The organism is Tenacibaculum aquaeponti (assembly GCF_057221555.1).
The window spans coordinates 2,438,567-2,464,989 of the sequence record NZ_CM170147.1 but is presented as its reverse complement, the minus strand read 5'-3'; the positions used below and the strand labels follow the sequence as shown (position 1 = coordinate 2,464,989).

Annotated in this window: 35 protein-coding genes; 12 read left to right on the top strand and 23 right to left on the bottom strand. The window is 28.2% G+C overall.

Annotated features, from left to right (window positions below):
• The first annotated feature begins 23 nt into the window (after positions 1–23).
• The 5 genes from AC2TEO_RS11090 to AC2TEO_RS11070 all read left to right on the top strand — a co-directional run bounded on the left by AC2TEO_RS11090 (position 24) and on the right by AC2TEO_RS11070 (position 3,238).
• A complete protein-coding gene (locus AC2TEO_RS11090) occupies positions 24–791 on the top strand; it encodes an enoyl-CoA hydratase/isomerase family protein (RefSeq protein ID WP_442264886.1) in 768 nt (255 codons plus the stop codon).
• 15 nt (positions 792–806) lie between these two features.
• The gene (locus tag AC2TEO_RS11085; RefSeq protein WP_442264885.1) at positions 807–1,526 is read left to right on the top strand and encodes a suppressor of fused domain protein; all 720 of its coding nucleotides are present in this window, start codon (positions 807–809) and stop codon (positions 1,524–1,526) included.
• 13 nt (positions 1,527–1,539) lie between these two features.
• On the top strand, positions 1,540–1,989 hold the full coding sequence (locus AC2TEO_RS11080; RefSeq protein ID WP_442264884.1) for a GNAT family N-acetyltransferase: 450 nt from the start codon (positions 1,540–1,542) through the stop codon (positions 1,987–1,989).
• A 201-nt stretch (positions 1,990–2,190) separates the two neighbouring features.
• Positions 2,191–2,643 (top strand): 6-pyruvoyl trahydropterin synthase family protein, encoded by a 453-nt coding sequence (locus tag AC2TEO_RS11075; RefSeq protein ID WP_442264883.1) that lies wholly within the window; start codon positions 2,191–2,193, stop codon positions 2,641–2,643.
• Between the two features lie 61 nt (positions 2,644–2,704).
• Entirely contained in the window at positions 2,705–3,238 is a 534-nt protein-coding gene (locus tag AC2TEO_RS11070; protein ID WP_442264882.1) for a hypothetical protein, read from the top strand.
• A 75-nt stretch (positions 3,239–3,313) separates the two neighbouring features.
• On the opposite strand, the gene pth is transcribed toward AC2TEO_RS11070, so the two are convergent.
• Together pth and amaB are read right to left on the bottom strand one after the other, a co-directional pair.
• Positions 3,314–3,946, bottom strand: a complete 633-nt coding sequence (gene pth / locus AC2TEO_RS11065; RefSeq protein WP_442264881.1) for an aminoacyl-tRNA hydrolase — start codon at positions 3,944–3,946, stop codon at positions 3,314–3,316.
• 717 nt (positions 3,947–4,663) lie between these two features.
• Positions 4,664–6,205, bottom strand: coding sequence for an L-piperidine-6-carboxylate dehydrogenase (gene amaB / locus AC2TEO_RS11060; RefSeq protein ID WP_442264880.1), 1,542 nt, complete (start codon positions 6,203–6,205; stop codon positions 4,664–4,666).
• A 108-nt stretch (positions 6,206–6,313) separates the two neighbouring features.
• On the opposite strand from amaB, the gene AC2TEO_RS11055 reads away from it, so the two are divergent.
• Entirely contained in the window at positions 6,314–7,360 is a 1,047-nt protein-coding gene (locus tag AC2TEO_RS11055; RefSeq protein ID WP_442264879.1) for an isoaspartyl peptidase/L-asparaginase family protein, read from the top strand.
• A 3-nt stretch (positions 7,361–7,363) separates the two neighbouring features.
• Here AC2TEO_RS11055 and AC2TEO_RS11050 read toward each other — a convergent pair whose 3' ends face one another.
• From AC2TEO_RS11050 to AC2TEO_RS11010, 9 genes are read right to left on the bottom strand one after another with little or no spacing between them, the layout of a single operon-like run.
• Positions 7,364–7,894: a GNAT family N-acetyltransferase gene (locus tag AC2TEO_RS11050; RefSeq protein ID WP_442264878.1), complete on the bottom strand. Its 531-nt coding sequence runs from the start codon at positions 7,892–7,894 to the stop codon at positions 7,364–7,366.
• Between the two features lie 2 nt (positions 7,895–7,896).
• Positions 7,897–8,256, bottom strand: coding sequence for a DUF6970 domain-containing protein (locus AC2TEO_RS11045; RefSeq protein WP_442264877.1), 360 nt, complete (start codon positions 8,254–8,256; stop codon positions 7,897–7,899).
• A gap of 27 nt (positions 8,257–8,283) precedes the next feature.
• Complete coding sequence (locus AC2TEO_RS11040; RefSeq protein WP_442264876.1) at positions 8,284–9,651, bottom strand: outer membrane beta-barrel protein; 1,368 nt, start codon at positions 9,649–9,651, stop codon at positions 8,284–8,286.
• Positions 9,651–10,184 (bottom strand): RNA polymerase sigma factor, encoded by a 534-nt coding sequence (locus AC2TEO_RS11035; protein WP_442267760.1) that lies wholly within the window; start codon positions 10,182–10,184, stop codon positions 9,651–9,653. The genes AC2TEO_RS11040 and AC2TEO_RS11035 overlap by 1 nt, the downstream gene beginning before the upstream one ends.
• 31 nt (positions 10,185–10,215) lie before the next feature.
• Positions 10,216–10,938, bottom strand: a complete 723-nt coding sequence (locus AC2TEO_RS11030; protein ID WP_442264875.1) for a hypothetical protein — start codon at positions 10,936–10,938, stop codon at positions 10,216–10,218.
• 5 nt (positions 10,939–10,943) lie between these two features.
• Positions 10,944–11,354, bottom strand: a complete 411-nt coding sequence (locus AC2TEO_RS11025) for a hypothetical protein (protein ID WP_442264874.1) — start codon at positions 11,352–11,354, stop codon at positions 10,944–10,946.
• Positions 11,355–11,365: 11 nt separating this feature from the next.
• The gene (locus AC2TEO_RS11020; protein WP_442264873.1) at positions 11,366–11,758 is read right to left on the bottom strand and encodes a hypothetical protein; all 393 of its coding nucleotides are present in this window, start codon (positions 11,756–11,758) and stop codon (positions 11,366–11,368) included.
• 2 nt (positions 11,759–11,760) lie between these two features.
• Positions 11,761–12,186 carry a hypothetical protein gene (locus AC2TEO_RS11015; protein ID WP_442264872.1) on the bottom strand — a complete coding sequence of 142 codons (426 nt, stop codon included), beginning with the start codon at positions 12,184–12,186 and terminating at the stop codon, positions 11,761–11,763.
• 9 nt (positions 12,187–12,195) lie between these two features.
• The gene (locus tag AC2TEO_RS11010; RefSeq protein ID WP_442264871.1) at positions 12,196–12,891 is read right to left on the bottom strand and encodes a DUF6970 domain-containing protein; all 696 of its coding nucleotides are present in this window, start codon (positions 12,889–12,891) and stop codon (positions 12,196–12,198) included.
• Between the two features lie 100 nt (positions 12,892–12,991).
• Here AC2TEO_RS11010 and AC2TEO_RS11005 point away from each other — a divergent pair, with 100 nt between their 5' ends.
• The 3 genes from AC2TEO_RS11005 to AC2TEO_RS10995 are packed head-to-tail and all read left to right on the top strand — an operon-like array spanning position 12,992 to position 14,909.
• Complete coding sequence (locus tag AC2TEO_RS11005) at positions 12,992–13,966, top strand: LuxE/PaaK family acyltransferase (protein WP_442264870.1); 975 nt, start codon at positions 12,992–12,994, stop codon at positions 13,964–13,966.
• Between the two features lie 44 nt (positions 13,967–14,010).
• Positions 14,011–14,463: a YHS domain-containing (seleno)protein gene (locus AC2TEO_RS11000; RefSeq protein WP_442264869.1), complete on the top strand. Its 453-nt coding sequence runs from the start codon at positions 14,011–14,013 to the stop codon at positions 14,461–14,463.
• A 2-nt stretch (positions 14,464–14,465) separates the two neighbouring features.
• Positions 14,466–14,909 (top strand): YHS domain-containing (seleno)protein, encoded by a 444-nt coding sequence (locus tag AC2TEO_RS10995; protein ID WP_442264868.1) that lies wholly within the window; start codon positions 14,466–14,468, stop codon positions 14,907–14,909.
• Here AC2TEO_RS10995 and AC2TEO_RS10990 read toward each other — a convergent pair.
• The 3 genes from AC2TEO_RS10990 to AC2TEO_RS10980 all read right to left on the bottom strand — a co-directional run bounded on the left by AC2TEO_RS10990 (position 14,902) and on the right by AC2TEO_RS10980 (position 18,044).
• On the bottom strand, positions 14,902–16,173 hold the full coding sequence (locus AC2TEO_RS10990) for an MFS transporter (RefSeq protein ID WP_442264867.1): 1,272 nt from the start codon (positions 16,171–16,173) through the stop codon (positions 14,902–14,904). The genes AC2TEO_RS10995 and AC2TEO_RS10990 overlap by 8 nt on opposite strands.
• A gap of 6 nt (positions 16,174–16,179) precedes the next feature.
• Entirely contained in the window at positions 16,180–16,839 is a 660-nt protein-coding gene (locus AC2TEO_RS10985; RefSeq protein ID WP_442264866.1) for a hypothetical protein, read from the bottom strand.
• Positions 16,840–17,048: 209 nt separating this feature from the next.
• Entirely contained in the window at positions 17,049–18,044 is a 996-nt protein-coding gene (locus tag AC2TEO_RS10980; protein WP_442264865.1) for an NAD(P)H-dependent glycerol-3-phosphate dehydrogenase, read from the bottom strand.
• Between the two features lie 95 nt (positions 18,045–18,139).
• Between AC2TEO_RS10980 and dut the strand changes: the two genes are divergently transcribed.
• Positions 18,140–18,571 carry a dUTP diphosphatase gene (gene dut, locus AC2TEO_RS10975; RefSeq protein WP_442264864.1) on the top strand — a complete coding sequence of 144 codons (432 nt, stop codon included), beginning with the start codon at positions 18,140–18,142 and terminating at the stop codon, positions 18,569–18,571.
• On the opposite strand, the gene AC2TEO_RS10970 is transcribed toward dut, so the two are convergent.
• The 3 genes from AC2TEO_RS10970 to AC2TEO_RS10960 all read right to left on the bottom strand — a co-directional run bounded on the left by AC2TEO_RS10970 (position 18,568) and on the right by AC2TEO_RS10960 (position 20,350).
• Entirely contained in the window at positions 18,568–19,110 is a 543-nt protein-coding gene (locus tag AC2TEO_RS10970) for a GNAT family N-acetyltransferase (protein WP_442264863.1), read from the bottom strand. The two genes, dut and AC2TEO_RS10970, sit on opposite strands and share 4 nt — an antisense overlap.
• Before the next feature lie 129 nt (positions 19,111–19,239).
• A complete protein-coding gene (locus tag AC2TEO_RS10965) occupies positions 19,240–19,758 on the bottom strand; it encodes a peroxiredoxin-like family protein (RefSeq protein WP_442264862.1) in 519 nt (172 codons plus the stop codon).
• A 10-nt stretch (positions 19,759–19,768) separates the two neighbouring features.
• Positions 19,769–20,350, bottom strand: a complete 582-nt coding sequence (locus AC2TEO_RS10960; RefSeq protein WP_442264861.1) for an NAD(P)H-dependent oxidoreductase — start codon at positions 20,348–20,350, stop codon at positions 19,769–19,771.
• 156 nt (positions 20,351–20,506) lie between these two features.
• Between AC2TEO_RS10960 and AC2TEO_RS10955 the strand changes: the two genes are divergently transcribed.
• Positions 20,507–20,842 (top strand): winged helix-turn-helix transcriptional regulator, encoded by a 336-nt coding sequence (locus AC2TEO_RS10955; RefSeq protein ID WP_442264860.1) that lies wholly within the window; start codon positions 20,507–20,509, stop codon positions 20,840–20,842.
• Between the two features lie 112 nt (positions 20,843–20,954).
• Here the strand turns inward: AC2TEO_RS10955 and AC2TEO_RS10950 are convergent, their stop codons facing one another.
• The gene (locus AC2TEO_RS10950) at positions 20,955–21,170 is read right to left on the bottom strand and encodes an amidohydrolase family protein (protein ID WP_442264859.1); all 216 of its coding nucleotides are present in this window, start codon (positions 21,168–21,170) and stop codon (positions 20,955–20,957) included.
• A gap of 296 nt (positions 21,171–21,466) precedes the next feature.
• Positions 21,467–22,474 carry a recombinase RecA gene (gene recA / locus AC2TEO_RS10945; RefSeq protein WP_095074962.1) on the bottom strand — a complete coding sequence of 336 codons (1,008 nt, stop codon included), beginning with the start codon at positions 22,472–22,474 and terminating at the stop codon, positions 21,467–21,469.
• A 91-nt stretch (positions 22,475–22,565) separates the two neighbouring features.
• On the opposite strand from recA, the gene AC2TEO_RS10940 reads away from it, so the two are divergent.
• Positions 22,566–23,147 (top strand): pseudouridine synthase, encoded by a 582-nt coding sequence (locus tag AC2TEO_RS10940; protein ID WP_442264858.1) that lies wholly within the window; start codon positions 22,566–22,568, stop codon positions 23,145–23,147.
• On the opposite strand, the gene AC2TEO_RS10935 is transcribed toward AC2TEO_RS10940, so the two are convergent.
• The 4 genes from AC2TEO_RS10935 to AC2TEO_RS10920 all read right to left on the bottom strand — a co-directional run bounded on the left by AC2TEO_RS10935 (position 23,144) and on the right by AC2TEO_RS10920 (position 26,316).
• Positions 23,144–23,512 carry a hypothetical protein gene (locus AC2TEO_RS10935; protein ID WP_442264857.1) on the bottom strand — a complete coding sequence of 123 codons (369 nt, stop codon included), beginning with the start codon at positions 23,510–23,512 and terminating at the stop codon, positions 23,144–23,146. The genes AC2TEO_RS10940 and AC2TEO_RS10935 overlap by 4 nt on opposite strands.
• A 219-nt stretch (positions 23,513–23,731) precedes the next feature.
• Positions 23,732–24,172, bottom strand: coding sequence for a GNAT family N-acetyltransferase (locus AC2TEO_RS10930; RefSeq protein ID WP_442264856.1), 441 nt, complete (start codon positions 24,170–24,172; stop codon positions 23,732–23,734).
• Between the two features lie 14 nt (positions 24,173–24,186).
• Positions 24,187–24,618 carry a ribose 5-phosphate isomerase B gene (rpiB, locus tag AC2TEO_RS10925; protein WP_442264855.1) on the bottom strand — a complete coding sequence of 144 codons (432 nt, stop codon included), beginning with the start codon at positions 24,616–24,618 and terminating at the stop codon, positions 24,187–24,189.
• A gap of 783 nt (positions 24,619–25,401) precedes the next feature.
• Positions 25,402–26,316: a diacylglycerol/lipid kinase family protein gene (locus tag AC2TEO_RS10920; RefSeq protein ID WP_442264854.1), complete on the bottom strand. Its 915-nt coding sequence runs from the start codon at positions 26,314–26,316 to the stop codon at positions 25,402–25,404.
• Positions 26,317–26,423: the final 107 nt, after the last annotated feature.

Sequence of the window (26,423 nt, the reverse complement as noted above, 5' to 3'; positions counted from 1 at the left end):
TTTTTGAACAAACAACTAAATAAATGACAACAACAAGACTTAACGGAAGTTTATACACACATATAGAGAATAAAATAGCAACTATAGAATTTGGGCATCCTGCCAGTAATTCTTTTCCTAGTGAATTATTAGATCGTTTAACAAAAGAATTGAATACATTATCAGATAACGATGCTGTAAATATTATTGTTTTAAAATCTGAAGGAGAACGTGCTTTTTGTGCTGGTGCTTCTTTTGATGAATTAGTTGCAATTGATAATTTAGATGATGGAAAAAAATTCTTTTCCGGATTTGCTAATGTAATTAATGCAATTCGTACTTGTTCGAAATTAGTTATCGGTAGAGTTCAAGGAAAAGTTGTGGGTGGAGGTGTTGGTTTAGCAGCTGCCTGTGATTATGTGTTAGCTACTGAAGCAGCAAGTATTAAACTTTCTGAATTTACTATTGGTATCGGACCTTTTGTTATTGCTCCTGCAGTAGAACGAAAAATTGGAGTAAGTGGTTTAGCAGAATTAACTTTAGATGCTACAAGCTGGAAAAATGCATATTGGGCGAAAGACAAAGGATTATATGCTAAAGTTTTTGATTCTCTTTCTGAATTAGACAAAGAAGTAAGTTTGTTAGCTGAAAAATTAGCTTCTTATAATCCTGATGCTTTATTTGAAATGAAAAAAACACTTTGGGAAGGAACTGAAAACTGGAATGAATTATTAGTTGAAAGAGCAAAAATTACTGGAAGATTAGTACTTTCTGAGTTTACTAAAAATGCACTAGCTAAATTCAAAAAATAATAAGAAACAAAAACTATGGAAAAGTCTAAATCAGGATCGCCAATTTACAGATACGACGAAAACAATAAAAATAAATTTGAAATAGCTTCTGAAGAATCTTCTCTGGAAGCTATTTCAGATCATATAGAAAAACACGTAGGAAAAATCGATATGGTTTTTCATGAAATTGTTTCCGATCAAGTTCATATTGATGTGCATTGGGTTAAACCTACTCCAGCAAAACCTTTTCATACTTTAGTTACTTCTGGAATGAGCGATAAACCTATGAATACTCCAGAAGGTATTGAAGGTTGCAATTATGCAGAATTAAGTATTTGTTTACCCGAAAATTGGAAAATTTCTGAAGAAGATTTTAAAGATGAAAGCAATTACTGGCCAATTCGATGGTTAAAGTTTTTAGCGCGTTTTCCTCATGAATACAACACATGGTTAGCTTACGGACATACTATGCCAAATGGAGATCCTGCTCAACCTTTTGATACTAAAACTAAACTAAGTTCTGTTGTTTTATTACCTTCTATTGTTTTTAATGAACAATTTCACACGTTAACTTTAGAAAATAAATCTATAGACTTTTACACGTTAATTCCTTTATATCAAGAAGAGTTAGATCTTAAAATGACCAAAGGTGTTGAATCTCTTTTTAATGGTTTTGATAAGCACAATATTTCTGATGTTTTGAACCTAACAAGACCTAATATTGCTAAACGTAAAAAGTTATTTGGATTGTTTTAAATCGTATTGAATTATGATATCTCTTGTTAGAACCGATTCAGAAAACAAAGATTTTAGAACTTTAGTAAAACAACTGGATGCTTTTTTAGCTGTTACAGATGGTGAGGATCATGATTTTTATAATCAGTACAACAAACTCGATCTTATTAAACATGTTGTTCTTATTTATGTTGATAACGAACCTTTAGCTTGTGGAGCCATTAAACAGTACGATACAACTACGATGGAAATTAAAAGAATGTTTACTTCTGAAAAAGCAAGAGGTAAAGGTTTGGCTTCTCAAATATTAAAAGCATTAGAAATTTGGGCAAAAGAACTTTCTTTTAATCGATGTATTTTAGAAACTGGAATTAGGCAAGTTGAAGCAGTTCATCTTTACAAGAAAAACAATTATAAAATCATAGAAAATTACGGACAGTATTCTGGTTTAGAAGAAAGTATTTGCTTTGAAAAACAAATTTAAAATAAACTCTTTCTTATCTGTTTAAATCTCATTTCAACTTTTAATTTTTCGTTTATAATACGAGTAAATTAAAGTTGTATTTTTGCTATATAATTTAATTACAATTATGGGTGATAATATTTTATTTCTTGGATTAGCTTTAGCTGTTGGTGTTGTATACTTTGTTAACAAATTTAGAAATAACAAAAAGTTTAAAAGATAGTGAACAACATAAGAATAACAAAACAGTTTAACTTCGAAACTGGTCATGCTTTATATGGTTATGATGGAAAATGTAAAAATGTACATGGCCACAGCTATAAATTATCTGTTACTGTAATAGGACAACCTATTAATGACAGCAGTAATGTAAAGTACGGAATGGTTATAGATTTTGGTGATTTAAAAGTCATAGTAAAAGAAGAAATTGTTGATGTTTTCGATCATGCCACAGTTTTTAATAAAAACACACCACATGTTGAATTAGCTAAAGAATTAAAAGATAGAGGACACGATGTTATTTTAGTTGATTATCAACCTACAAGTGAAATGATGGTTATAGATTTTGCACAAAAAATAAAAAATAGATTGCCAGAAAACATAAAACTTCACTCTATTAAATTACAAGAAACAGATACTAGTTATGCTGAGTGGTTTGCCTCAGACAATATTTAGTTCTTTTTTACTTTACATATATAATACATTTATTCAATAAAAATTAAAAAAGATATAAGCCATGAAATTATTAAAGTCATTTTTTTTATTTTTTGCTTTTGCAACATTAATTAGTTGTGGTAGTGATGATAATACACCTGTTTTTGAGTTAACTTCTGAAAATTTTACTGGAACATACGCAGTAACTAAATTAAGAGGAACTAATAAAACCTCTACAACTGCTTCTGGTCAAGTTGTAGATATTTCTACTGAATCTTATGAAGGAGATACTTTTCAAGTAGATTTAATACTTTCTACTAACGGAACATTCACATATTCGGGTGAATATAGAGAAGTAGCTGTTACTACTTTAAATAATGGTTCTGCTCCTGTACAAGAAACTTCTATTGAAACAGAAAATAGTTCTGGAACATATACTTTAGATGTTTTAAATAAAAGAGTTACTTTTTCAGATACTAATACTGGAGTTATTCATGGAATTTTTGAAATTACTTCTTTTAGTGCAAATACTTTAGTGATTAGAAAAGAATCTGAAACTACAGACAATCAAATTACAACAACAGAAGAAATTACTATTACTTTTGAGAGGAAGTAAGATTTAATTAAAAAAATATAAATAAGAAAAGCAGACATTAATGTCTGCTTTTCTTATTTATAAACTCTTCTATTTTTACTTACCGTTAAACTCATTCATAGTATTAGAAATTCCAGCATTTATAAACGATGTAATCGCATTTACACTTGTTGGTATTCTCTCTATAAGTTGGCTCTCTTCTTCATCGCTCCATTGTCCTAAAACAAAATCTACTTGTTTTCCTTTTCTATATTCAGAACCTACACCAAAACGAAATCTAGGATAAGAACCTGTGTTTAATTTATCTTGAATATCTTTTAAACCATTATGTCCACCCGCACTTCCTCTACTTTTTATTCTTAGTTTTCCAAAATCTATATTCAAATCATCCGTAATAATTAATACATTTTCAATTTGAATATTTTCTTTTTTCATCCAATACAAAACAGCTTTTCCACTTAAATTCATATAAGTATTAGGTTTTAATACAAAAACCGTTTTCCCTTTTACTTTTAATTTAGCTACGTCTCCTAATTTTTCAGTAGAAAAAGAAGCTTCATTATCTTTTACAAAAGCATCTACAACTTTAAATCCTATGTTGTGCCTAGTATTATCGTATTTTTCACCAACATTTCCTAAACCTACAATTAAAAATTTCTTCATAATATCTTCTTCAGATTCTTGTCTTTGTCCAAAAATTCTACCGACTAAGGAAAGAAAATTCATCATAAACATTAATTTATAAAGTGCAAATCTATAAAAGAAGCATCGTTTATAAGGAATTTTTTAATATTTATCTATAGTCAAACCTATATCAACCGATATTAAGTTCCATTCATCGATAATTAAAAATACCTAGCTTTTCTTTTTCCTAAATTTATGTAAGTAAATAATTTGATAAAAAAGATAATATATAGATATTATGGCTCGGGGGGGCTATATGGTTTATAAATAAAAAAGTCGGCTTATAAAGTCGATTTTTTTATTTATAAACACCCTTTTGATATGAATTTGCTGCCATTTATCTTCATTTCTCTCCCTTTTAAACGTTATTTAATATCAGACATCGATTTTAAGTGTTTTTAAAAAAACTTAATTCTATTTTTGACACGCTTAATAATTTGACTTAAAGGGAGTTGAATATTACTTACAGTTTCTAGTCGTCATAACTTGGCGACTAGCTCTTTTTATCCTTCAAAAACATTTAAAATAATAGCTATACTCATTAATCTATAAGTAAACTTTTATTAACTCAATAAAATTACCATTCGTCGATACTTAAACTTTAAAAAATGAATTTAGTAGTAAATTTAAGTGGAAAGAAAGTATTAAATGAGTTTCTGAATAACAAAATTTAAGGTTTATAGTTCGGGGGGACTATAGTTATTTAGACACACAAAGCCGTCTCCTGGAGACGGCTTTTTAACATTATTATATGTTTTTTTACTATAAATCGAATTTAATACCTTGAGCTAAAGGTAATTCCGTTGTATAGTTAATTGTATTTGTTTGACGTCTCATATAAATTTTCCAAGCATCTGAACCAGACTCTCTTCCTCCACCTGTTTCTTTTTCACCACCAAAAGCTCCACCAATTTCAGCACCAGAAGTTCCTATGTTTACATTTGCAATTCCGCAATCAGATCCAGCATGAGATAAGAAACGTTCTGCTTCACGTAAATTATTTGTCATTATAGCAGAAGATAACCCTTGTGCTACACCATTTTGTATGTTAATTGCGTTTTCAACATCACCAGAGTACTTTAATAAATATAATACTGGAGCAAAAGTTTCATGTTGAACAATTTCATAATCATTTGTAGCTTCTGCTATTGCAGGTTTTACATAACACCCACTTTCATATCCTTCGCCTTCTAAAACTCCACCTTCTACAATAATATTTCCACCTTCAGCAACTACTTTTTCTAAAGCTTTATTATACATTGCTACTGCGTCTTTATCAATTAATGGACCTACATGATTATTTTCATCTAAAGGATTTCCAATGCGTAATTGTTTATAAGCATCTACAATTGCATTTTTTACTTTATCGTAAATAGAATCGTGAATAATTAATCTACGTGTAGAAGTACAACGTTGACCTGCAGTTCCTACAGCTCCAAATACAGCTCCTATAACTGTCATTTTAATATCAGCATCTGGAGTAACAATAATTGCATTATTACCTCCTAATTCTAATAAACTTTTACCTAAACGACCAGCTACCTCACTAGCAACAATTTTACCCATTCGTGTAGAACCAGTAGCAGAAACTAATGGAATTCTAGTATCTTTAGAGATATACTCTCCAACTACATAATCACCATTTACTAAACAAGAAATACCTTCTGGTAAGTTATTTTCTTGTAAAACTTCAGCTATAATATTCTGACAAGCTACACCACATAATGGAGTTTTTTCTGATGGTTTCCAAACACAAACATCACCACAAATCCATGCTAAAGCTGTGTTCCAAGACCAAACAGCTACTGGAAAGTTAAACGCAGAAATAATACCTACAACTCCTAATGGATGATATTGTTCGTACATTCTGTGTCCAGGTCTTTCTGAGTGCATTGTTAAACCATGTAATTGACGTGATAAACCAACAGCAAAATCACAGATATCAATCATTTCTTGCACTTCTCCTAATCCTTCTTGGTAAGATTTCCCCATTTCATAAGAAACTAATTTACCAAGAGCTTCTTTCTTTTCACGTAATTTCTCACCAAATTGACGTACTATTTCTCCTCTTTGTGGAGCTGGCATTGTTCTAAAAGTTTTGAATGCATCTGTAGCTGCTTTCATTACTTTTTCGTAGTCTTCTTTAGTTGTTCCTTTTACTTTTCCTATTAATTTACCATCAACTGGAGAATATGATTCAATAATTTCTCCATTTGAAAAGTTAATAGAACCTGTAGAAGTTCCTTCATTTATTTCTTTTAACCCTAGAGTTTGTAATGCCTCTTGTATACCAAAATCTGCCATTTTGTAGTTACGTTTTAGTTGTTTAAATTGAAAGGTCAAATTTACAAATAAATCACCATTAATAAAATTAAACAAAAACTATATTTTTTGTTTAAAATACAACTTAAAATGAAAACCTTTTTAACTAGCTTATCTATAGTATTTCTTTTAATTGGTTGTAAAACTACACCAGAAAAGAAAGAAACCAAAAATGAAAAAATTAATGAATTTGCTATTGTAATACATGGTGGAGCAGGAACTATTTTAAAGAAAAATATGACTCCAGAAAAAGAAAAAGCTTATAAAGATAAATTAGAAGAAGCCGTTAGAGTTGGGTTTAATATTCTTAATAAGGGTGGAACAAGTATTGATGCTGTAGAACAAACAATTCATGTATTAGAAAACTCTCCACTATTTAATGCTGGAAAAGGAGCTGTTTTTACACATGAAGAAACTAATGAGTTAGATGCCTCAATAATGACAGGAAATGATTTAAATGCGGGAGCAATTGCAGGTGTTACTGATATTAAAAATCCTATTTCTTTAGCTAGAAAAGTCATGGAAAACTCTGAACATGTAATGCTTTCTGGTAAAGGAGCTTCTATTTTTGCTAAATCTCAAGGAATTGAGATTGTAGATTCTAGTTATTTTTATACAGAAAGTAGATTTAAATCTTTACAACGAGTAAAAGAAAAAATGAAAGCTGAATTAGATCATGATGCTAAAACTGCTTTTTACGATCCTATTATTAAAGACTCTAAATTTGGAACTGTGGGTTGTGTTGCTTTAGATAAAAATGGAAATATTACTGCTGGAACCTCTACTGGTGGAATGACTAACAAACGTTGGAATAGAATTGGTGATGCACCAATAATTGGTTCTGGGACTTATGCTAATAATGCTACTTGTGGTGTTTCTTCTACAGGTTGGGGAGAATATTTTATTAGAGCTCAAGTAGCTCATGATATTTCTGCTTTAATGGATTATAAAGGTTTATCACTTAAAGAAGCTGCAAGAGAAGTTATTCAAAACAAACTTACTAAATTAGGTGGTACAGGTGGAATTATTGCTGTTGATAAAAATGGAAATATGGTTTTTGAATTTAATACAACCGGAATGTACAGAGCTTCTATAAACGCTAAAGGAGAAACTGAAGTTAAAATTTATAAAGAATAAAAATTACAACTTTAAAAAACATTCTCTTTGCATTTCCCATAAATTAACTTCTTGCTCAAAATTTAATGATCCTGGAACAGTAGTATATTTCTTAACAAATTTAAAACCTGTTTTTTCTAATGTTTTATTTGGAGCAGTATTTAATGCATATGGTTGACAGTATAAAGATTTTAATTGTAGTTTTTCAAAATAAAAAGGAAGTGATTTTTTAACTAAAACTGCTCCAAAACCTTTTTTTCTTTGATTAGTATTCCAAACATGTAAGTGCATGAACGCTTCTTTACCAAAAACAATATTGTTTACATTAGAGTGACCTATTTGCTCTCCATTTTCTTCCCAAATTAATGCATATGATTTTTTTTCTTTAATTGGAGAATTTATTTGATTTACCAACATAGAATAAAAATCATCTTTTAATGGAAGTTTAGTAGCATCTGCTCCCATCTTTAACAAATGTTCATTACTTAAGTTATACCAGTAATTAATAAGAAAATCTATATCTCTTAATTCTATTTCTCTAACATTTAAATTCATTATTAATTGAAGTTTTTCCAAATAATTTTTTTATCTGTTGCGTTTTTAAAAAAATCAGGGCAATTATTAGTGTGAGCCAACATGCCTCCAAACACACACAACTGTTCTTTCTTTTTATTATACAAAACTTTAGGTGAATCTGGACATTGATAACATCCTTCTACTAAAAAAACAATTTCATTTTTGTACAAATATTGCGTAATTATAGCTTTAGTTGGAAAAGGATTTTCTTTTGTTTTTTCTATGTACTCTTTAATCCAACTAATTGATTCTATTTGATTTTTATTACTATTTTTTTTCTCTTTTTTTGATGTTCCACATGAAACGAATAGTAACAAAAGAATAATTATTGGAAATTTCATTTAATTGATTTTTATCAAATTTACAATTTAAAAATCAAATGTTATTCCAGAATATATTCCGAAAATAAAAGGACTAAATCCATTAGAGTTTTCTGAAAATGTATTTAACTGCGCTTTTAACATTGGATTAAAATTTAAGTTCAATTTTTTTGATAATTGAACATCAATGTTAATTCCTAAGTTTCCACTGAAATTTAATGTATTTAAATTATTTGCTTCTCCTATAGGTTGGTTTAAAATATTTGAATTTAAAGCTATAGTATTTTCAGTTAAAAATAATGTGCTAAATCCTGTTACAATTTGTGTTTTAAATGTCTTATTCTTATAAAATAAATATTGAACTTCAACAGGTATTTCAAAATAACTATAAGTTTGTGCTATACTCGCTCGTTCTGCTGAGTTTCCACTAGCATTATCGGGTTCTAAAGACATACTTTCTTCTGTAGGTTCTAAACTTACAAAGGTGAAAGCATCATTAATAGAAAAATTAACAGCATCTAAATTATTTTCTGATGTTGCGCTTGAAAATAAACCAACATTTTCTGTATTTATGACATTCTTTTGAAACTGTACTCCTGATCTTAAAGACCATTTTTTGTTTAATTGATAACCTACTTTTACTCCATAAGCTAAAGTTCCATTTGTTGAAATAGAATTAGATTTTAAACTTTTATCAATTGAAGAACCTTCTGAAAACGAACTAGAACCAATAATACCAACAATTGGTGTGACACTCCATTTTTTGAAAGTTTTTATTTTCTCTTTTTCAATTGGATTTTCATCGACAAAAGCTACCAATGCTTGTTTTTTTTCTTTTGTTTTCTTAGTGATTTTATCTTCTTTATTTTTTGTGTTTTCTAATTGATTATCTGCTATTAAAACATCGTTTTTAAAACTATGTACTTCCTTCTTTTTTAAGATTTTATTTATCTCTTTTTTAGATGAATTTGTTTTAGTTTTTAATTTCTCTTTGAAACTTTTATTCGTTTCTGTTTTAGCTATTTCAATTGTATTTTTTGTTGTTTTATCAGTTTTCTTTTGATTCAATTTATTATCTACTAGCTCCGTTATAACCTCTTCTTTTGATATTGTTTCCTTAAATTTTGAAGTTGTTGTGTCAACCTTTATTTGCTGTGTTTCAACAACAGGAAAATCTTCATTTACTGGTGTAGAAGAATTAATGGTAGCATCATTTTTAAAAGGATTTGTAATTAATAAAGAGATTAATAAAACTGCAGCTATTCCAGAAGAAAACCACCAAAAAGGTATAATTCGCTTCTTTTTCTTCTTTGAAAGTTTATCTTCAATATTCTGCCATAATTCAGGATTAGGCATTACCTCTAAATCCTTTAACTTTTCTTGAAATAATCTGTCTATATTTTTATCTTCCATCATTATGCCTTTTCTAATTTTAACTGATATGCTTCTAACTTACTCTTCAAAATTTTCTTTGCTCTAGATAAATTTGATTTAGAAGTTCCTTCAGAAATACTTAATAAATCTGCTATTTCTTTATGTGAAAAATTATCTAAAACATAGAGATTAAAAACTAAACGATAACGATCTGGAAGTTCTTGAATTAAGCTTAGTAACACATCAATATCGATATTACTTTCATCTAAACTTACCTCCTCTTCTTTAACGTCTATCTCTTCTTTTACAATGTATAATTGCGTTTTGTCTTTATATTTTTGAAGCGCAGTAGTAATTACAACTCTTCGTAACCATCCTTCAAAAGATCCTTTGTTTTTGTATTGATGTATTTTATCGAAAGCTTTTAAAAAACTATCTTGAAGTACATCTTCTGCATCTTGATAATTTCTACAATATTTTAAACTCAACGCAAAGAGTTTCGCAGCAAAGATTTGGTAAATCTGAGACTGAGCTTGTAAGTTATTTTGCTTACACTCTTCTATGAGTTGTTCTATTTTGATACTCCGTTTGATTTAAATTGTTGATCTAATATTTTAACGTTGGTTGTCCGTTTAAGCAAATTACTTTTTGGGGTTGAGCTACCAAATCACAAGTTGAATAAATTCCCCATTTTCTATTATACTCATCTTCTAATTGTGTATACTTTTCTACCTTTTGTAAAAAGGCTGTTACATCTATTAATGTTGAATAAGCTATATACCCTTGAAAACCTCCACAAGCTTTAGATCCATATCCTACAAAAGACCAATTATTTTCATCTGTACAACTTTTATTATTTGCCATTTCATAAAACTCATTATAAAGATCCATTAGTTCTTGTTGATCTTTTTCTTGTTCCGTTAATTCTCTTTTTAAAATTAAAACATCTTTAGTTAAAGAAACTATTTTAAAGTTATATAAAAGTCCATTATCTGGTCTGTATTGATTAGTTATATTTAAATCATAAATCTTTAATATATGTCCATCTTCAATTTGCCAGCTTCCCTTTATATCAAAAAAACTAAGTGGAGGTGTTCCGCAAAAACCTGAAGTTCTTTCTAAAAACTCTGGAAATTCTTCTTTAAACGAAAATCCGTAAGCTTCTTGTGGTAACTCTTTTACTCTTTTAAAAATTAGTTTTTCATTGTCATAAACTACTTCAGACCAATTTCCTAGTAATAAATTACTTTCTATTATTTCAATTTCTTCATTCTCACTACAAGAAATAAATACTAAAAACAGTATTACTATAAATTTTAAATTTTTCATGTTTTTTATCTAATTAATGTATATCGAACATCATCGAAAGCTACTCCATAATCTATGATTAATTTTCCTTCTTCTTTTTTTATGGTTCCTTTTCTTTCACCTACAACTAAAACTTCATTGTCATTTTCTGTTGTTATAGAAAAATCATAAACTCCAGTATGATTTAGACTAAAATTTTGCTGAATTCCTACGTTATGTTCTACTGAGTTTTTTATAGTAATTGTGTTATTATCAAAATTAACAAACCATACTATTTCTCCTTTATCATACGTTACAGCTTGAGCTAAACCTCCTTCAATAGTTACTAAACTCCAAGTTCCAACCAATGAATCTTGTAATACATCATTTTCACTTTTACTACAACTAAAAAAACTTAAAATAGTTGCAAGACAAACAATTACTAATCTTTTATACATTTTTATCTTTTTTATTGAAATTGACATTCGATTTGATTTGATTTCCAAATAATTGTTCCTTGTTCAAAAGTTTCAAATGGTACATCTTCTACTCTACTGCCAACAATATTAGTTGTTATTCCGGAACAATTTTTTACTTCAAATACTGAGTTTATCGCAGGATTACAATTAGCTAAAACAAACTTCATTTCATTATTATGTTTTATCTGAACGATATAATTGTATTTAGAGAGCTCTGTAGAATTATTAATTATTTCTATTTTAGACTTTAACCAACTTAAATCTTCTATTGGTTTTTCAACCGAACAAACTAAATTTATATTATTTTCTATTTCTTTATCACTACAATTAAATAGTATAAAAAGAGCAACAATGCTTAAAATAGTGTTTACTATTCTTCTCATAATTAATTTAAAATTTTAGTAGATGAATCACAATCTTCACAAAATATAGTTCCATTTACTACGATACTATCTATTTTAACAGTTGTAAAACACTTTCCTTCTATAGTTTTATATGTAAATTCTAAATCAAAAGTTTTTGCTGGTGTTTTCAATGTGTATTTTGTAATATTAGGATCTAAAAACAATGAATTAAGTTCTTCATGTAATTCTAATCTATTTTTACATTCGTTTATTTCATCATTGACATGACAAAAGACTTCAATTATTGATAAATCTGTAATTGGTGGATTAAATTTAAAATCAAATGAAAGAGGAACTTCCGATGTCCTAAATGCTAAATCATCGCACTCATTTTCTTTTGAATCACAAGACATTAAATAAAATAAACCTAGTAAAAAAATAACTTTTAGTAATTTATAATTCTTCATAACAACCTATTAATAATTATAATTTATTGGTGAATTCCAACCATTTAAGTTTAAAATAACTTGATTGATTCGTGTTACTTGTAATTGAGAAATATTAAACTTTACTTCTTTTGTTACAACAGATGTACAAGCTTCATTGTTTATCAGTTCTAGTTTTAAATTTCTTTGTGGAGGAAAAGATTCAGAGATTTCATCAGAATCAATTAAATTCATAACCCAACTATCACCACTACAACCTGAAGAGGTAACTTCAAGTGTTAAAATATTATTTTGAATAGAAACTAATGTTATTGAATAACTATCTGTATTTGTAGCATTATATCTTCCTTCATCAATAATTAACTGATTATAATTTCTCCATAGAACTCCTAAGAATTTAGCTTTGTCTTGAAAATCTGGACAAGTATTTAATCCAGTAATTCCGCCAAACTCACAAATTACTTCACCATCACAATTATATACTTTTGTTAGCGCATCTGTACAACCTACACAATCGTTAATTAAAAACACATCATGACCTTCGTACTTGTATTGATGTATTTCTACTTTTACAGAATTCATTAGTCTTTCAAAATTTTCCTTTTTCTCTTTTAACCATTCAAAATTTTCTAAAGGATTTAAAGCATTAAAATTTGTAATATTTTCATCCTTTAAACAAGATATAAATGAAAGACTAATGATTAGACTGTAAAATACCCTTCTCATAATTTAACTATTAACTTTAATTTTTTAACTATTTTATTTATCTAATAGATTAGCTTTTTTTACAAAGGTTGCGTGAGTAACTTGTATTTTTGTCTGTATTATGGAAAATTGTTTCACACATATTAATTCTAATGATGAATTTGAAGCAAAAGCATTACAAACTTTTGCACATCAATTCGAAAATAATCGTGTATATCGATCTTTTTGTGATTTATTATACATTCACCCTAGTGATATAAAAGAAATACATGAAATTCCTTTCTTACCAATCCAATTTTTTAAATCACATAAAGTAGTAAGTGGAACAGCTTCTATTCAAGAAACTTTTAGTAGTTCTGGAACCACTGGAAGTATTACTAGCAAACATTATGTTTCTGATATTTCTTTATATGAAAAGAGTTATTTAGAAGGTTTTAAACATTTTTATGGAAACATAGAAGATTATGTTGTTTTAGCGCTTTTACCAAACTATTTAGAAAGAAAAGGTTCATCTCTAATATATATGGTTAACGACCTTATAAAAAGATCTAAAAACGCGGATAGTGGGTTTTATTTAAACAACTTAAATGAACTTGCTAATAAACTAACTTCTTTAGATAATGGACATAAAAAAGTGCTTTTAATTGGTGTTTCATTTGCTCTTTTAGATTTAGTTGAAATACATCAATTCAGTTTAAAAAATACCATTATTATGGAAACTGGTGGTATGAAAGGTAGAAGAAAAGAATTGATTAGAACAGAACTTCACCATATTTTAAAAAGTGGGTTTGGCGTTAATAAAATTCATTCAGAATATGGTATGACAGAGCTTTTAAGTCAAGGATATTCTACAGGAGATGGAATTTTTAATTGCCCTCCTTGGATGAAAATTCTTACCAGAGACACAGAAGATCCACTAACTATCACAAAAACAAAAAAAACAGGTGGAATTAACATTATTGATTTAGCTAATTATAATTCTTGTTCTTTTATTGCAACTCAAGATTTAGGAAAAATTTACGATGATAATTCTTTTGAAATTATTGGTCGTTTCGATAATTCTGACATTCGTGGTTGTAATTTAATGGTATTTTAAGAGACAAATAATATATTTATAAACTGATTTAAAATAGTTTACCAATGAAAAAAGCAATCTTTCTTCTATCTACAATTTTCGCATCAATTACATTTTATCAATGCGGACCAAAAACAGATGATAAACTAGCTGTTGGTGGTTACGATGTAGTTTCTTACTATTCAACTGATGGACCTGTAAAAGGAAACGAAACATTTACCACAGATGTTAATGGAAAAACCTATTACTTTTCTAACAAAGAAAGTTTAAACGAATTTACGAGTAATCCAGATAAATATATTCCTCAATATGGTGGATATTGTGCCTATGCTGTGGCTGAAAAAAAGATTAAAATGGGTGTAGATCCGGAAGTTTATGAAATAAGAGATGGTAAATTATACCTTTTCTATAATTCATTTTTTGCTAATAAATTAAATGATTGGCAAGAAGGAGATACAAAAGCTTTACAAGCTAAAGGAGATAAAAATTGGGAAGAAATGAAAAATTCAGATAAATAATTATGGGTCGTTTTTTATTCGCTTTACTATTTATAACAACAACTGTTTTTAGTCAAACAGAACATTTTAATACAAAAAAAGGAATTGTAGCTAAAGGTTACGATGTTGTGGCTTATTTTAATAATACTGCTGCCATTAAAGGAAAAAAGAAATTAAGTACAAATCATAACGGTGCTACATATCGTTTTTCTTCAGAAGAAAACTTAAAAATTTTTAAAGAGAATCCTGAGAAATATGTACCTCAATATGGTGGATATTGTGCTTATGCAATTGGTGTTAATGGCGAAAAAGTAGATATAAATCCTAAGACTTTTGAAATAAGAGACGGAAAATTATATCTTTTCTATAATTCTTGGGGTACCAATACCTTAAAATTATGGTTAAAAGAAGATCCAAAAAAATTAAAAGAACAAGCAGATAAGAACTGGTCGAAAATTACTAATTAGTTTTTTCTTCTTGTTCTTGCATATCTTTAGTTAAATCCAGCCTTCTTAAGGTTGGATTTAATATTCCTGTACTAATCACAGTTAATAAAGTCATTGTACCTCCAAAAACTACAGCAGTTACTGTTCCCATTAATTTGGCTGTTAATCCACTTTCTAAAGCTCCTAATTCATTTGAAGAGCCAACAAACATTGAGTTTACTGAAGCGACTCTACCTCTCATATGATCTGGTGTTTTTAACTGTAAAATAGTTTGCCTAATAACCATAGAAACTCCATCAGTAACACCACTAAAAAATAAAGCAATAAGTGATATCCAAAAACTTGTTGATAAACCAAAAATTATAATACACAAACCAAATCCAAAAATCGCAGCTAATAATTTCATTCCTGCATTTTTACTAATTGGTATATACGCGGTAGTTAACATCGTTAGAAAAGCTCCTACTGCAGGTGCAGCTCTTAAAAAACCAAATCCTTTGGAACCTACTTGTAAAATGTCTTGAGCAAAAACTGGTAATAAAGCTATTGCACCTCCAAAAAGAACAGAAATCATATCTAAAGTTATAGCACCTAATATAGCTTTAGTTTTAAAAACAAATGAAATACCTTCTTTTAAACTTTTAGAAACAGGTTCACCTTTTTTAGGATTCATAATTGGTTTTCTTTTTATAAGAAATACTAAAAAAGAAGAAAGTAAAACTAAACTAAAAACAATACATAAAGATAAATTTACACCAATTAGATATATAGTATATCCTGCAAAAGCTGGTCCTAAAACACTCGCCATTTGCCAAGTAGAACTACTCCATGTTGCTGCATTTGGATATAATTTCTTAGGTACAATTAAAGCTATTAAAGAAAAAATAGTTGGTCCAAAGAAAGATCGTAATAAACCTCCAAAAAACACTAATGCATAAATTGAATATAAAACTGTATTAGAACTCCATCCAAAAATAAAATCTGGATTAGTTAAAAAATATAGTCCAAAACTTATTAATGAAAATAAACCAATACATAACGCAAAAAGATTCCTCTTCTCTTTCTGATCTACAATATGACCAGCAAATAAAGCCATAGAAAAAGCTGGTAAGAATTCAAATGCTCCTATTAAACCTAAACTCCATGGATCTTTAGTTATCGAATATACTTGCCACTCGATTATTATAAATTGCATAGACCAAGCAAATACAAGTAAAAACCTTACCAATAAAAAAATATTAAACTCTTTAATTCGTAAGGACGCGTAGGGATCTTGTTTTTGCATAAAGTGTTAGCTTAATTTTAAATCCATAAGGATTGAAAATGTTTCATTTACATCATTCTCTTTTACAACAATTGTCATTTCATGTGTTGTTGAAATTACTTCTTGAACAGCAATGTTTGCCCAAGCAAATTGTTTTAAAATGAAATAGTAAATTCCTGATTGCTCTAAGTTTTCTTTTGGTAATTTTATAGTAATAGAGGCTAAGTTATCTACGTTATTAATTAAAACCTCTTTTAAAAAAGTTTCCTGTATTAATGGTTGTAAACTTTTACTGGCTACAATATTTGTTTCAAAAATACCTTGAGATATGGTTAAAAATAAATCGTTATTCTCTGCAGACTTACCTAAAATAGTGGCTATTTTTTTAAATAATGTGGGAGAATTTTTAAAGGTAAAATCACATAAATCCGAACGCACAATTACATCTCCTAAATCTAAAGCTAATTTCTTAATATTCTTTCGAATACGAAGTTCATTAGCAGGTGATAATCTGTTTATTGCCATCATTACAGCTCCAACTTTTACTTCTTTTTTTAATTGTTGAGCTACTTCAGGTAAAATTAACCTGGCTAATGAGGAAACGTTGATTAACTTTTCGTTTAGGGCTTCTTCTATAAAGGGAGTTTTTCTTATAGTAATTTCAACAGCTTCTTGAATTGTTTTCATCGTTGTTTAAAAATATACTAGTTGTTGTAAAAATATTAAAATTTGTTAATTTTTATTTAACTTTTTCTAAAATATTTAATAACCTATTTATGCCTCTAAAATTTTTTTTTAATTTACTTTTGTGGCGTAAAAATTTTAGGCGTTAGATGATGTTTGATTTCATTTTGTAGGTATTATTTGAAGGGTTTTTATACTTTTAATTTGAAAAATTAATCTAACATATTTGTTAGTTTCTCAAACACTTCTTTCGCCTCTTTTTTTCCATATAAAATGCTGTAAATAGCATCTATAATAGGCGTTTTTGCACCATTTTCTTCATTAATCTTATAGGCACTTTTTGTTGCATAATATCCTTCAGCTACCATATTCATTTCTAACATTGCAGATTTTACTGTATATCCTTTACCAATCATGTTTCCAAACATTCTATTTCTACTGAATACAGAGTAACCTGTTACTAGTAAATCTCCTAAATAGGCAGAGTTATTAATATTTCGTTTCATTCGGTGTACTTTTTTAATGTATCGTTTCATTTCACGAATAGCATTACTCATTAACACCGACTGAAAATTATCACCATATCCTAATCCATGTGCTATACCTGCAGCAATTGCATAAATATTTTTCAACATGGCAGAATATTCTGTTCCAAAAATATCGTCAGATACTTTTGTTTTTATATATCTTCCTTTAATACATTTACTAAGCTCCTCTGCTTTCTTTTCATCTTGAGAAGCAATTGTTAAATACGATAAACGCTCCATAGCAACTTCCTCTGCATGACAAGGTCCTGCAATTACTCCTATATTTTCATAAGATACATTATAGTGTTTATGAAAATGTTCACCTACAATTAATCCTGTTTCAGGAACTATACCTTTAATCGCAGAAAAAATGATTTTATTATCTAATGATACATTTAATTTTTCTAATTCTGAATTTAAAAAAGCTGAAGGAATAGCAAAAATTAATACATCATAGTTTTCTACTAAAGAATTAATATCATTTGTTAAATCTAATTGTTCTGGATGTAATTCTGCAGAACTTAAATAATTCGGATTATGCTTATTTCTTTTAATATGTTCTATCGCATAAATGCTTCTCATATACCAACCTATTTTGGTTTTATTTTCTGATAACATTTTAACAATTGCAGTAGCCCAACTTCCTCCACCAATAACGGCTATTTTTTCAAATTCGCTCATTTATATCGTTTGTTTTATGATGCTAAATTAATAAAACTATAATCTAGTGCGTAATTGTTAGTATTATTTATCTTTGAAACGCTAAAAAATGTGAAATGAACGTTGAAATAATTAACAAATCGAAGCATCAAATTCCTACTTATGAAACTGAAGGTTCTGCAGGAATGGACTTAAGAGCTAATTTAAACGAACCTGTTGTTTTAAAGCCTTTAGAAAGAGCTATTATTAAAACAGGATTATTTATTGCTTTACCTCAAGGTTTTGAAGCACAAGTAAGACCAAGAAGTGGTTTGGCTGCTAAAAAAGGAATTACTGTTTTGAATTCTCCTGGTACTGTAGATGCAGATTATAGAGGTGAAATTGGAGTGATTTTAGTAAATCTTTCTAATGATGAATTTACCGTAAACGATGGTGAGCGAATTGCACAATTAGTAATAGCTAAACACGAACGTGTAAACTGGCAAGAAGTTTCTGTATTAGATGAAACTGAAAGAGGTGATGGTGGATTTGGAAGTACTGGAGTTTAATTCAGTATTTTATACACTTGACTCATTTTTCTGTATTTATCAAATAATAAATCAAAAGGTAAAAAGCAATGTGAATGGTATTGGTAACCTAGTTTTTTATAAAACTCAAAAGCTTGTGGTTTTTCATCCATAGCATCTAACCAAATCATTTCATATTGTTTTTTCTTTGCTTCATTTTCCAACCATAATAATAATTGCTTTCCAACACCTTTACCTTGTGTTTTAGTATGTAAGTAAATTCGATGTAGTTTTACTGCTTTTCTTTTCTCAGTAAAATTTTCTAATTCACTATTCCAGTTTACTTTAAAATTACCAACTTTTTCTCCATCAACAACTACAAAATAATAATCTGAATTTGTTTCAGCTAACTCTTTTTCTATATTTTCTTTAGAATACTGGCTATTTATATACCAATTACCAGCGTCTTCCCAGAAATAATGATATGCTTGAGAATATATTTCGTTCATTAAAACAAACAAAACTGAAGTGTCATTTGAAGTTATTGGAATTAAACTTATTTGCTTACTTACTGTAATCACTTTTTTCTTTTAAAAATAAAAAAACAGCTGTAGTTTAACTACAACTGTTCTTGAATTTCACAGAAATCTATTCAATGTTTATTTTTTATAAATTTCATTTCCATTAAAAACAGTTGTACGCAAGCTAAACTAAAGCATTTCACCTCTTGCAGGATAACCTGACTGAACAATATAATCTACCGCTTTTACAAAAGAAGGAAGATATGGTCTTCCCCAAGGACTACTGTTTATAGCTGAATAATAAATTTGATTACTATTATCTATTAAAAATAATCCTGGTTCACTAAACTCACTTGGTTCACTATCTTTTACTCCTGCACTTAAATACAAAGCCCAATCTCTGGCTAATTTTTCAGATAAACCATAACCCAAAGTAAGATTAGACAATTCCCACTTTTGACGAGAAAGTCTTGCTCTCTTTTCTGTATCCATACTCACAGCTACGACATTAACGCCTCTTTGCTCAAATTCAGGCAACAACTCTTGTAGTTGTTGTAAGTACTTTTTGCATAGTGGACAATGCAATCCTCTATAAAAAACAACCAAAGTAAAATTTTCTGGATTTTGTTCTTCTAAAATCCATTGATTTCCATCTAATAATGGAAATTGTAAATCTGGTGCTATATGTTTTGGTGTTGGTCTATCCATAATGAATACTTTAAAAGTTTGCTTTTAAATGATTTTCAAAACGATTAAAATCATTCTCGATTTCTGGGTTTTTCATTACATCATATGCCATAAATGTTGGTAATGATTCAAAACCAAACCATTTAAAATTAAGATGCATTGGTTTTAAAAGTTCATCTTCGCTTATTCCATTAAAAAATGTTTCTTCTGGATTGTTAAATGCCTCTTTAGGTGCATTAGCAGTTACTGACATCATATACTTTCCGTTTAACTTTCCACCTAATCCGTAATTCTTCTTCGGTGCTTCTTTACTTCTTCCATCACCATCGGACATTTCGCCCATCATACCCATCGAAAAAACTTCATCAATGTATTTTTTAAACGACCAACTTACGCCCATCCAGTTCAATGGTGTTTGAAAAAAGACCACATCTGCCCATTTGAATTTTTCGATTTCTTCATTAACATCATAATTATCTTCCATTGTAGTCTTCTTTATATTATAACCATTGCTCTTAAAGTAGCTTTCTGCTTTTTCAGTTAAAGTTTTGTTTAACTTTCCTTCAGAAAATGGGTATTTCTGATGACCGTTGATTATAAAAATATTTTTCATTTTAAATTTTTAATTACATTTGTATCACAAAGAAACTAATATTAGTTTAAAAATGAAACTATTAAGTTTTCATTTGAACAAATAGTGGTAACCAAAAAGTAACTAATGGCAAGAAAATATATAGACAACCCGAATGCTTGTTCACTTGTACATACAATGAACATAATTGGCAATAAATGGAAACCGATTATTTTATATTTACTATCAAATGGTTCTATGCGATTTGGAATGCTGAACACTCTAATACCTACAATCTCAAAAAAGGTGCTGACTAATCAGCTGAAAGAATTAGAAAACGATGGATTACTTTTAAGACAGTCTTTTGCCGAAATTCCACCAAGAGTTGAATATTCATTAACAGAAAAAGCTGTTGGACTTTTGCCCGTTTTAAGAATGTTAAGTGATTGGGCAAATGAAGCTTATCCTGAAGTGGAATTTGAACAATGTAGAATAATAGAAAATGGAAAAACCAGCGTACAACAACATGAATAAGCAATAGTGATTTAAGCACTTAACTTGAACTTTATTTTACTAAAAATAAGTACATTGCTAATCGTAAAAATATTCTGATCTACAACAATAAATCTGCTAATTTCCCTACCTCTTAAGAACCAACTTCATTTTCTTGTCGCATAACATAAGCACGATTAATTGTATAAGATTTTATAGCTTCTTTTAATGAAATATTTTGCGGATTACGTGTTACTGCATTTTGAATTCCTACAAATGGATTTAATGTACTTACATTCCAATCACTACTTAATGTTAGTCGTACATTAGCATCTGTAAGAGATTTAATCGGAACTAAATTATTCGCCAATTTTGTTCCTACTAATTCAGCATTTTCTTGCCAGAATTCTGGTTTTGTAAATTTCTGTATGAAAAACTCGATAATTATTCTAATTCTGTAATAGAAATTTTCTGATTGTATTGAGTTCTTAAATAGGAAACTACTTGTTGCAAACGTTGTTTATAGAATTCTTTTGTTTCCATACCACAAATGTAATATTGAAGATAATCAGTATTTTTGTCCTAAATTGACAATTGACTTTTTAAGATACAAAAAAAGCAATTGAGTTATTCAATTGCTTTTTTACATATTATTAGAAAATCTATTTATTCTTGATTTTCTATAGCTTCTTTAATTTTGTTTTCAAGCTCTTCCATTAATTCAGGATTATCTTTAATAATACCTTTTACAGCATCTCTACCCTGACCTAATTTTGTATCTCCGTAACTAAACCAAGATCCACTCTTTTTAACAATACCAAGTTCTACACCGATATCTAAAATTTCACCAACTTTAGAAATTCCTAATCCATACATAATATCAAATTCTGCAGTTTGGAAAGGTGGTGCTACTTTGTTTTTAACAATTTTTACCTTAGTACTGTTACCAATAACACGATCTCCATCTTTAATTTGTGTTCTTCTACGGATATCTAAACGAACAGAAGCATAGAATTTTAATGCGTTACCACCTGTTGTAGTTTCTGGATTACCAAACATTACACCAATCTTTTCACGTAACTGGTTAATAAATATTACTGTACAGTTTGTTTTACTAATAGTAGCAGTTAATTTACGCAATGCTTGAGACATTAAACGTGCATGTAATCCCATTTTAGAATCACCCATTTCACCTTCAATCTCAGATTTTGGAGTTAAAGCTGCTACAGAATCGACAACAACAATATCAATAGCTCCAGAACGAATTAAGTTATCCGCAATTTCTAGTGCTTGTTCACCATGATCTGGTTGAGATATAATTAAGTTATCAACATCTACACCTAAACTTTCAGCATAAAAACGATCGAAAGCATGTTCTGCATCAATAAATGCTGCAATTCCACCAGCTTTTTGAGCTTCAGCAATGGCATGTATAGTTAAGGTTGTTTTACCAGAAGATTCTGGTCCGTATATTTCAATAATTCTTCCTCTAGGATATCCACCTACACCTAACGCTAAATCTAAACCTAAAGAACCAGAAGAAATCGCATCTACATCGTCGATTACTTTATCTCCTAATTTCATTACAGTTCCTTTTCCGTAAGACTTATCTAATTTATCTAGAGTGAGTTGAAGCGCTTTTAATTTCGCTTCTTTTTCTTTATCTGTTGCCATAAAATTGGTAAAAATTATTATAAAATAAGATATGCTAAGTTATGAAAAAAGTAGTGTAATTTTGATTCCTTTTTCAGATTAACTATTTATTATGGAACATCGTCATTTTATTATTCATAAACCTTTCGGATTTCTTTCTCAGTTTATCAACAATCAAACTAAGAGACAGAAAAAAATGTTAGGAGAATTACACGATTTTCCTGAAGGAACAATGGCTATTGGACGTTTAGATGTAAAATCTGAAGGTTTATTATTGTTAACAACAGATGGAAAAGTAAGTGATTTTATTACGACACGCGGTAAAGTAGAGAAAGAATACTATGTACAAGTAGATGGTGCAATTACTAACAAAGAAATTGAATTGTTAAAAACTGGTGTTAAAATTGGTATTAAAGGTGAAAAGTATCTGACAAAACCTTGTAAAGTTAGTGTTATTGATACTCCTAATTTTCCGGAACGATCTATGAAAATTAGAGACGATAGACACGGACCAACATCTTGGATTTCAATTATATTACAAGAAGGAAAATATCGTCAGGTTCGTAAAATGACTTCAGCTGTTGGTTTTCCAACACTACGTTTGATTCGTGTTCGAATAGGAAATATATGGTTAAATAATTTACCTTCAGGTGGTGTTAAGGAAGTTGATGATTTAATGGAACTTGTTAACTAAATTTTCATATTAACTCTCACATTTCTACCCTTCAAATCATTATAAAAATCATCTAAGTTTTTTTCTGTCCAGTTTTCATCGTAACAATCTACATCTAAATTAGAGCAATAAAACTTTCTAGTGATTGTATTTTGCAATTTTAATTTTATATAATTACTTCCTAAATCTAAAAATAACCAAGAAATTAAATTCATTGGAAAACTTTTTCCTTTATTAATTTCTATATCTCTCAAATCTTTAAAATTATATTTTTCAAATCGTGTAAAAGGAAAATTTCTATTAATAATTATAATTTTGTCTTCTAATATTACAAATGAATTACTATAGTATGCTGTAAGTAAATAACCTAAGAATAAGTATGACATTATAGGTATTAATACTATCAAATTTGATACAATAAATTTAAAAAAATCATAATTTAAAAAAATAGAAAAAGGTAATAATATTAAAAAAAGTAGAGATAAACTAAACAACCAAGACTTTACAGGACTATAATAAATTGTATAATTAGAATAATTATGAACCTTTAAATATTTATCAATCCTTCTATCTTTAAATTGAAAAGAAATTCCTGTTAACATAAACTATTTTCTAATCATATGAATATGAGGAATCCCATCTTCTATGTAACCTTCACCAACTTGTTGAAAACCATGGGATTCGTAAAACTTTTGTAAATAAGTTTGCGCTCCTATTTTTATAGTTTCTGTAGAAAATTTGTTGATAACAGTGTTTATAGAGAATTTCATTAAATCGTGGCCATAACCATATTTACGTTCTTCTTGTTTAACAATAACTCTACCTATACTTGCATGTTCATAGTAATCATTTGGTTTAAATAATCTAGTATATGCTACTAAATTCCCGTTTTTCATACCTAAAACATGTAAAGCTTTATCATCTTTACCATCAATATCTTGATACACACAATCTTGTTCAACAATAAATACTTCCGAACGAAATTGTAATATATTATAAAGCTCCCTTAAAGAGAGCTCATTAAAAGATTTTACTAAAAATTCCATTTATTAACTAGTTATTAACTACAAGCGATTTTAGATACTCTATTTTGGTGACGACCACCTTCAAATTCTGTATCAAGGAAAATTTTTACAAAACCCAACGCTTGTTGTAATGAAACAAAACGAGCTGGAATTGTTAATATATTCGCATTATTATGCTGTCTTGATAAAGCAACTAATTCATTATTCCAACATAAGGCAGCTCTAATTCCTTGATGTTTGTTTGCAGTCATTTGTGCTCCATTACCACTTCCACATAAAATAATACCTAAATCGGCTTCATTATTTTCAACTGCATTAGCTGTTGGATGAATTGTGTCTGGATAATCCATACTACCATTATCATCTGTTCCAAAATTAACTACAGTATGACCTAATTCTTCTAATAATTTGATGATTTCAAACTTATATTCTGTACCTGCGTGATCATTACCAATAGCAATAGTCATAATTTCTTGATTTTAATTGTGTTGTTGGTCACAAAAATAGTGTTATTAACGGTTATCAACAGTAATTAACAATGCTTTTTTTGAAAAGAGTAATAAACAACTTAAAATAAACGATTTACCAATATTTCTAAATTGTTAAGAACTACTAAGAAGTTTATCAAAAGATTTTTTGTCTTTCTGAGTTTTTTTTACAATACAGCGGTCTACATGAATTATGCAACTTTTTTTTTTAGTTTTTTAATCTGAATTTATCAACATAAAATTTACAATTTATTTACAGTGAATAAGAAATTAACTATTCATAATAAATAGTGTATTTCTGTTTAAGATGATTGTTAATAACTATGTTTTATAGTTGATTTTCAATCTATTTTTATACTCATAAATTGTTAACTTCATTTAATAAGTGACAAAACCAAATTTAAATTCATAAAACAATTCCACAAATTAACAGACTATTATAATCAGTTTTCTTTTTTTAAAATTTTAAATAAAAACAATTAATAATAATATAAGTTGTTAATAAGGAAAAAGAGTTAAGACATTTTGATTAGGTAAAGAATGTCTTTTTTAGAAGAAATAACTTTAGATGAGTCTTTTTTACTAAGTGATGTATTGATACTTACTGCTGCAACAATAATGCCTGTAATAAATATTACAAGAAAGAAGATAATTATTTTACGTAAGTTTTTCACTTTGTAGTAGTTAGTTTATATAAAGACGAGAAAATTTAAGAAATGTTACATTTTTCTTAAGATTTTTTTAACTAACTTTTTGGTAGTACTAAGTATTTACTACAAAATTTATAGCTTTTTTAATAATTTGTACAGTTACTGGACCTGTACCAATTAATTCTCCATCAGCTTGTATATATATATTAGAAGTTGATAAATCAGGTACAATTGTTATTTGATCAGATAAAAAAGTTTCTACTTTGTTATGATTTATTATTTGACCATTATATAATTTTTTAATATTTAAAATTAAATCTTTAAATGTTAGATTCTTAGCTATAGTAATATCTAAAAATCCATTTGAAGAATTTTTATAATTAGTTAATTGCATTCCTCCAGCAGAATATTTACATATACCAAAAAGAGTCATTAAACATTTAGTTTTTATAATTTCATTGTTAACTTGTATAGTAAATGAAGTTTTTTTATAAAAAAGCAAACCATACAAGCCACTTATTAAATAAGCAATACTGCCTAATTTTTTTAATTTTTTTAGTTTATTAACAACATAACCATCATAGCCAATTCCCGCTACGTTATTGAAATAAGTAGAATTATTTTTAAGTTTTAAATAACCAATATCTTGACAAACAGTTTTTTCCGATTTAATTATTTCAATATTTTTAGAAATTTTTTGAGGTATTTTATAAGTTTTTACCCAATCATTACCTGTTCCTAAAGGAATTACACCAACTGTTATTTCATTAGAAGAAACTTTATTTTGAGTCATTATTCCATTAACAATGTTATGAAGAGTACCATCACCTCCAACAGAAATAAATTTTTTAATTCCGTTATTAATAGCTTCATGAACTAGTTCTATTTCATGTTTTTCATGTGTTGTTAATGCATAAGAATACTTTATGTTGTTGTTATTTAAGTGATATTTAATTTCTCCTAAAATTGAAGATAAAGAAGTATTACCAGCAGTAGGGTTTATAATAACAAACCAACATGTATTCATAAATAAAAAATTAAAAATAAGCTTGTAAAGTACAAAAATGTATTGATAACAATTATTTAATAGTTATAACCACTAAATTTCTTTGTACTTTGCTTTCTGATAAATTA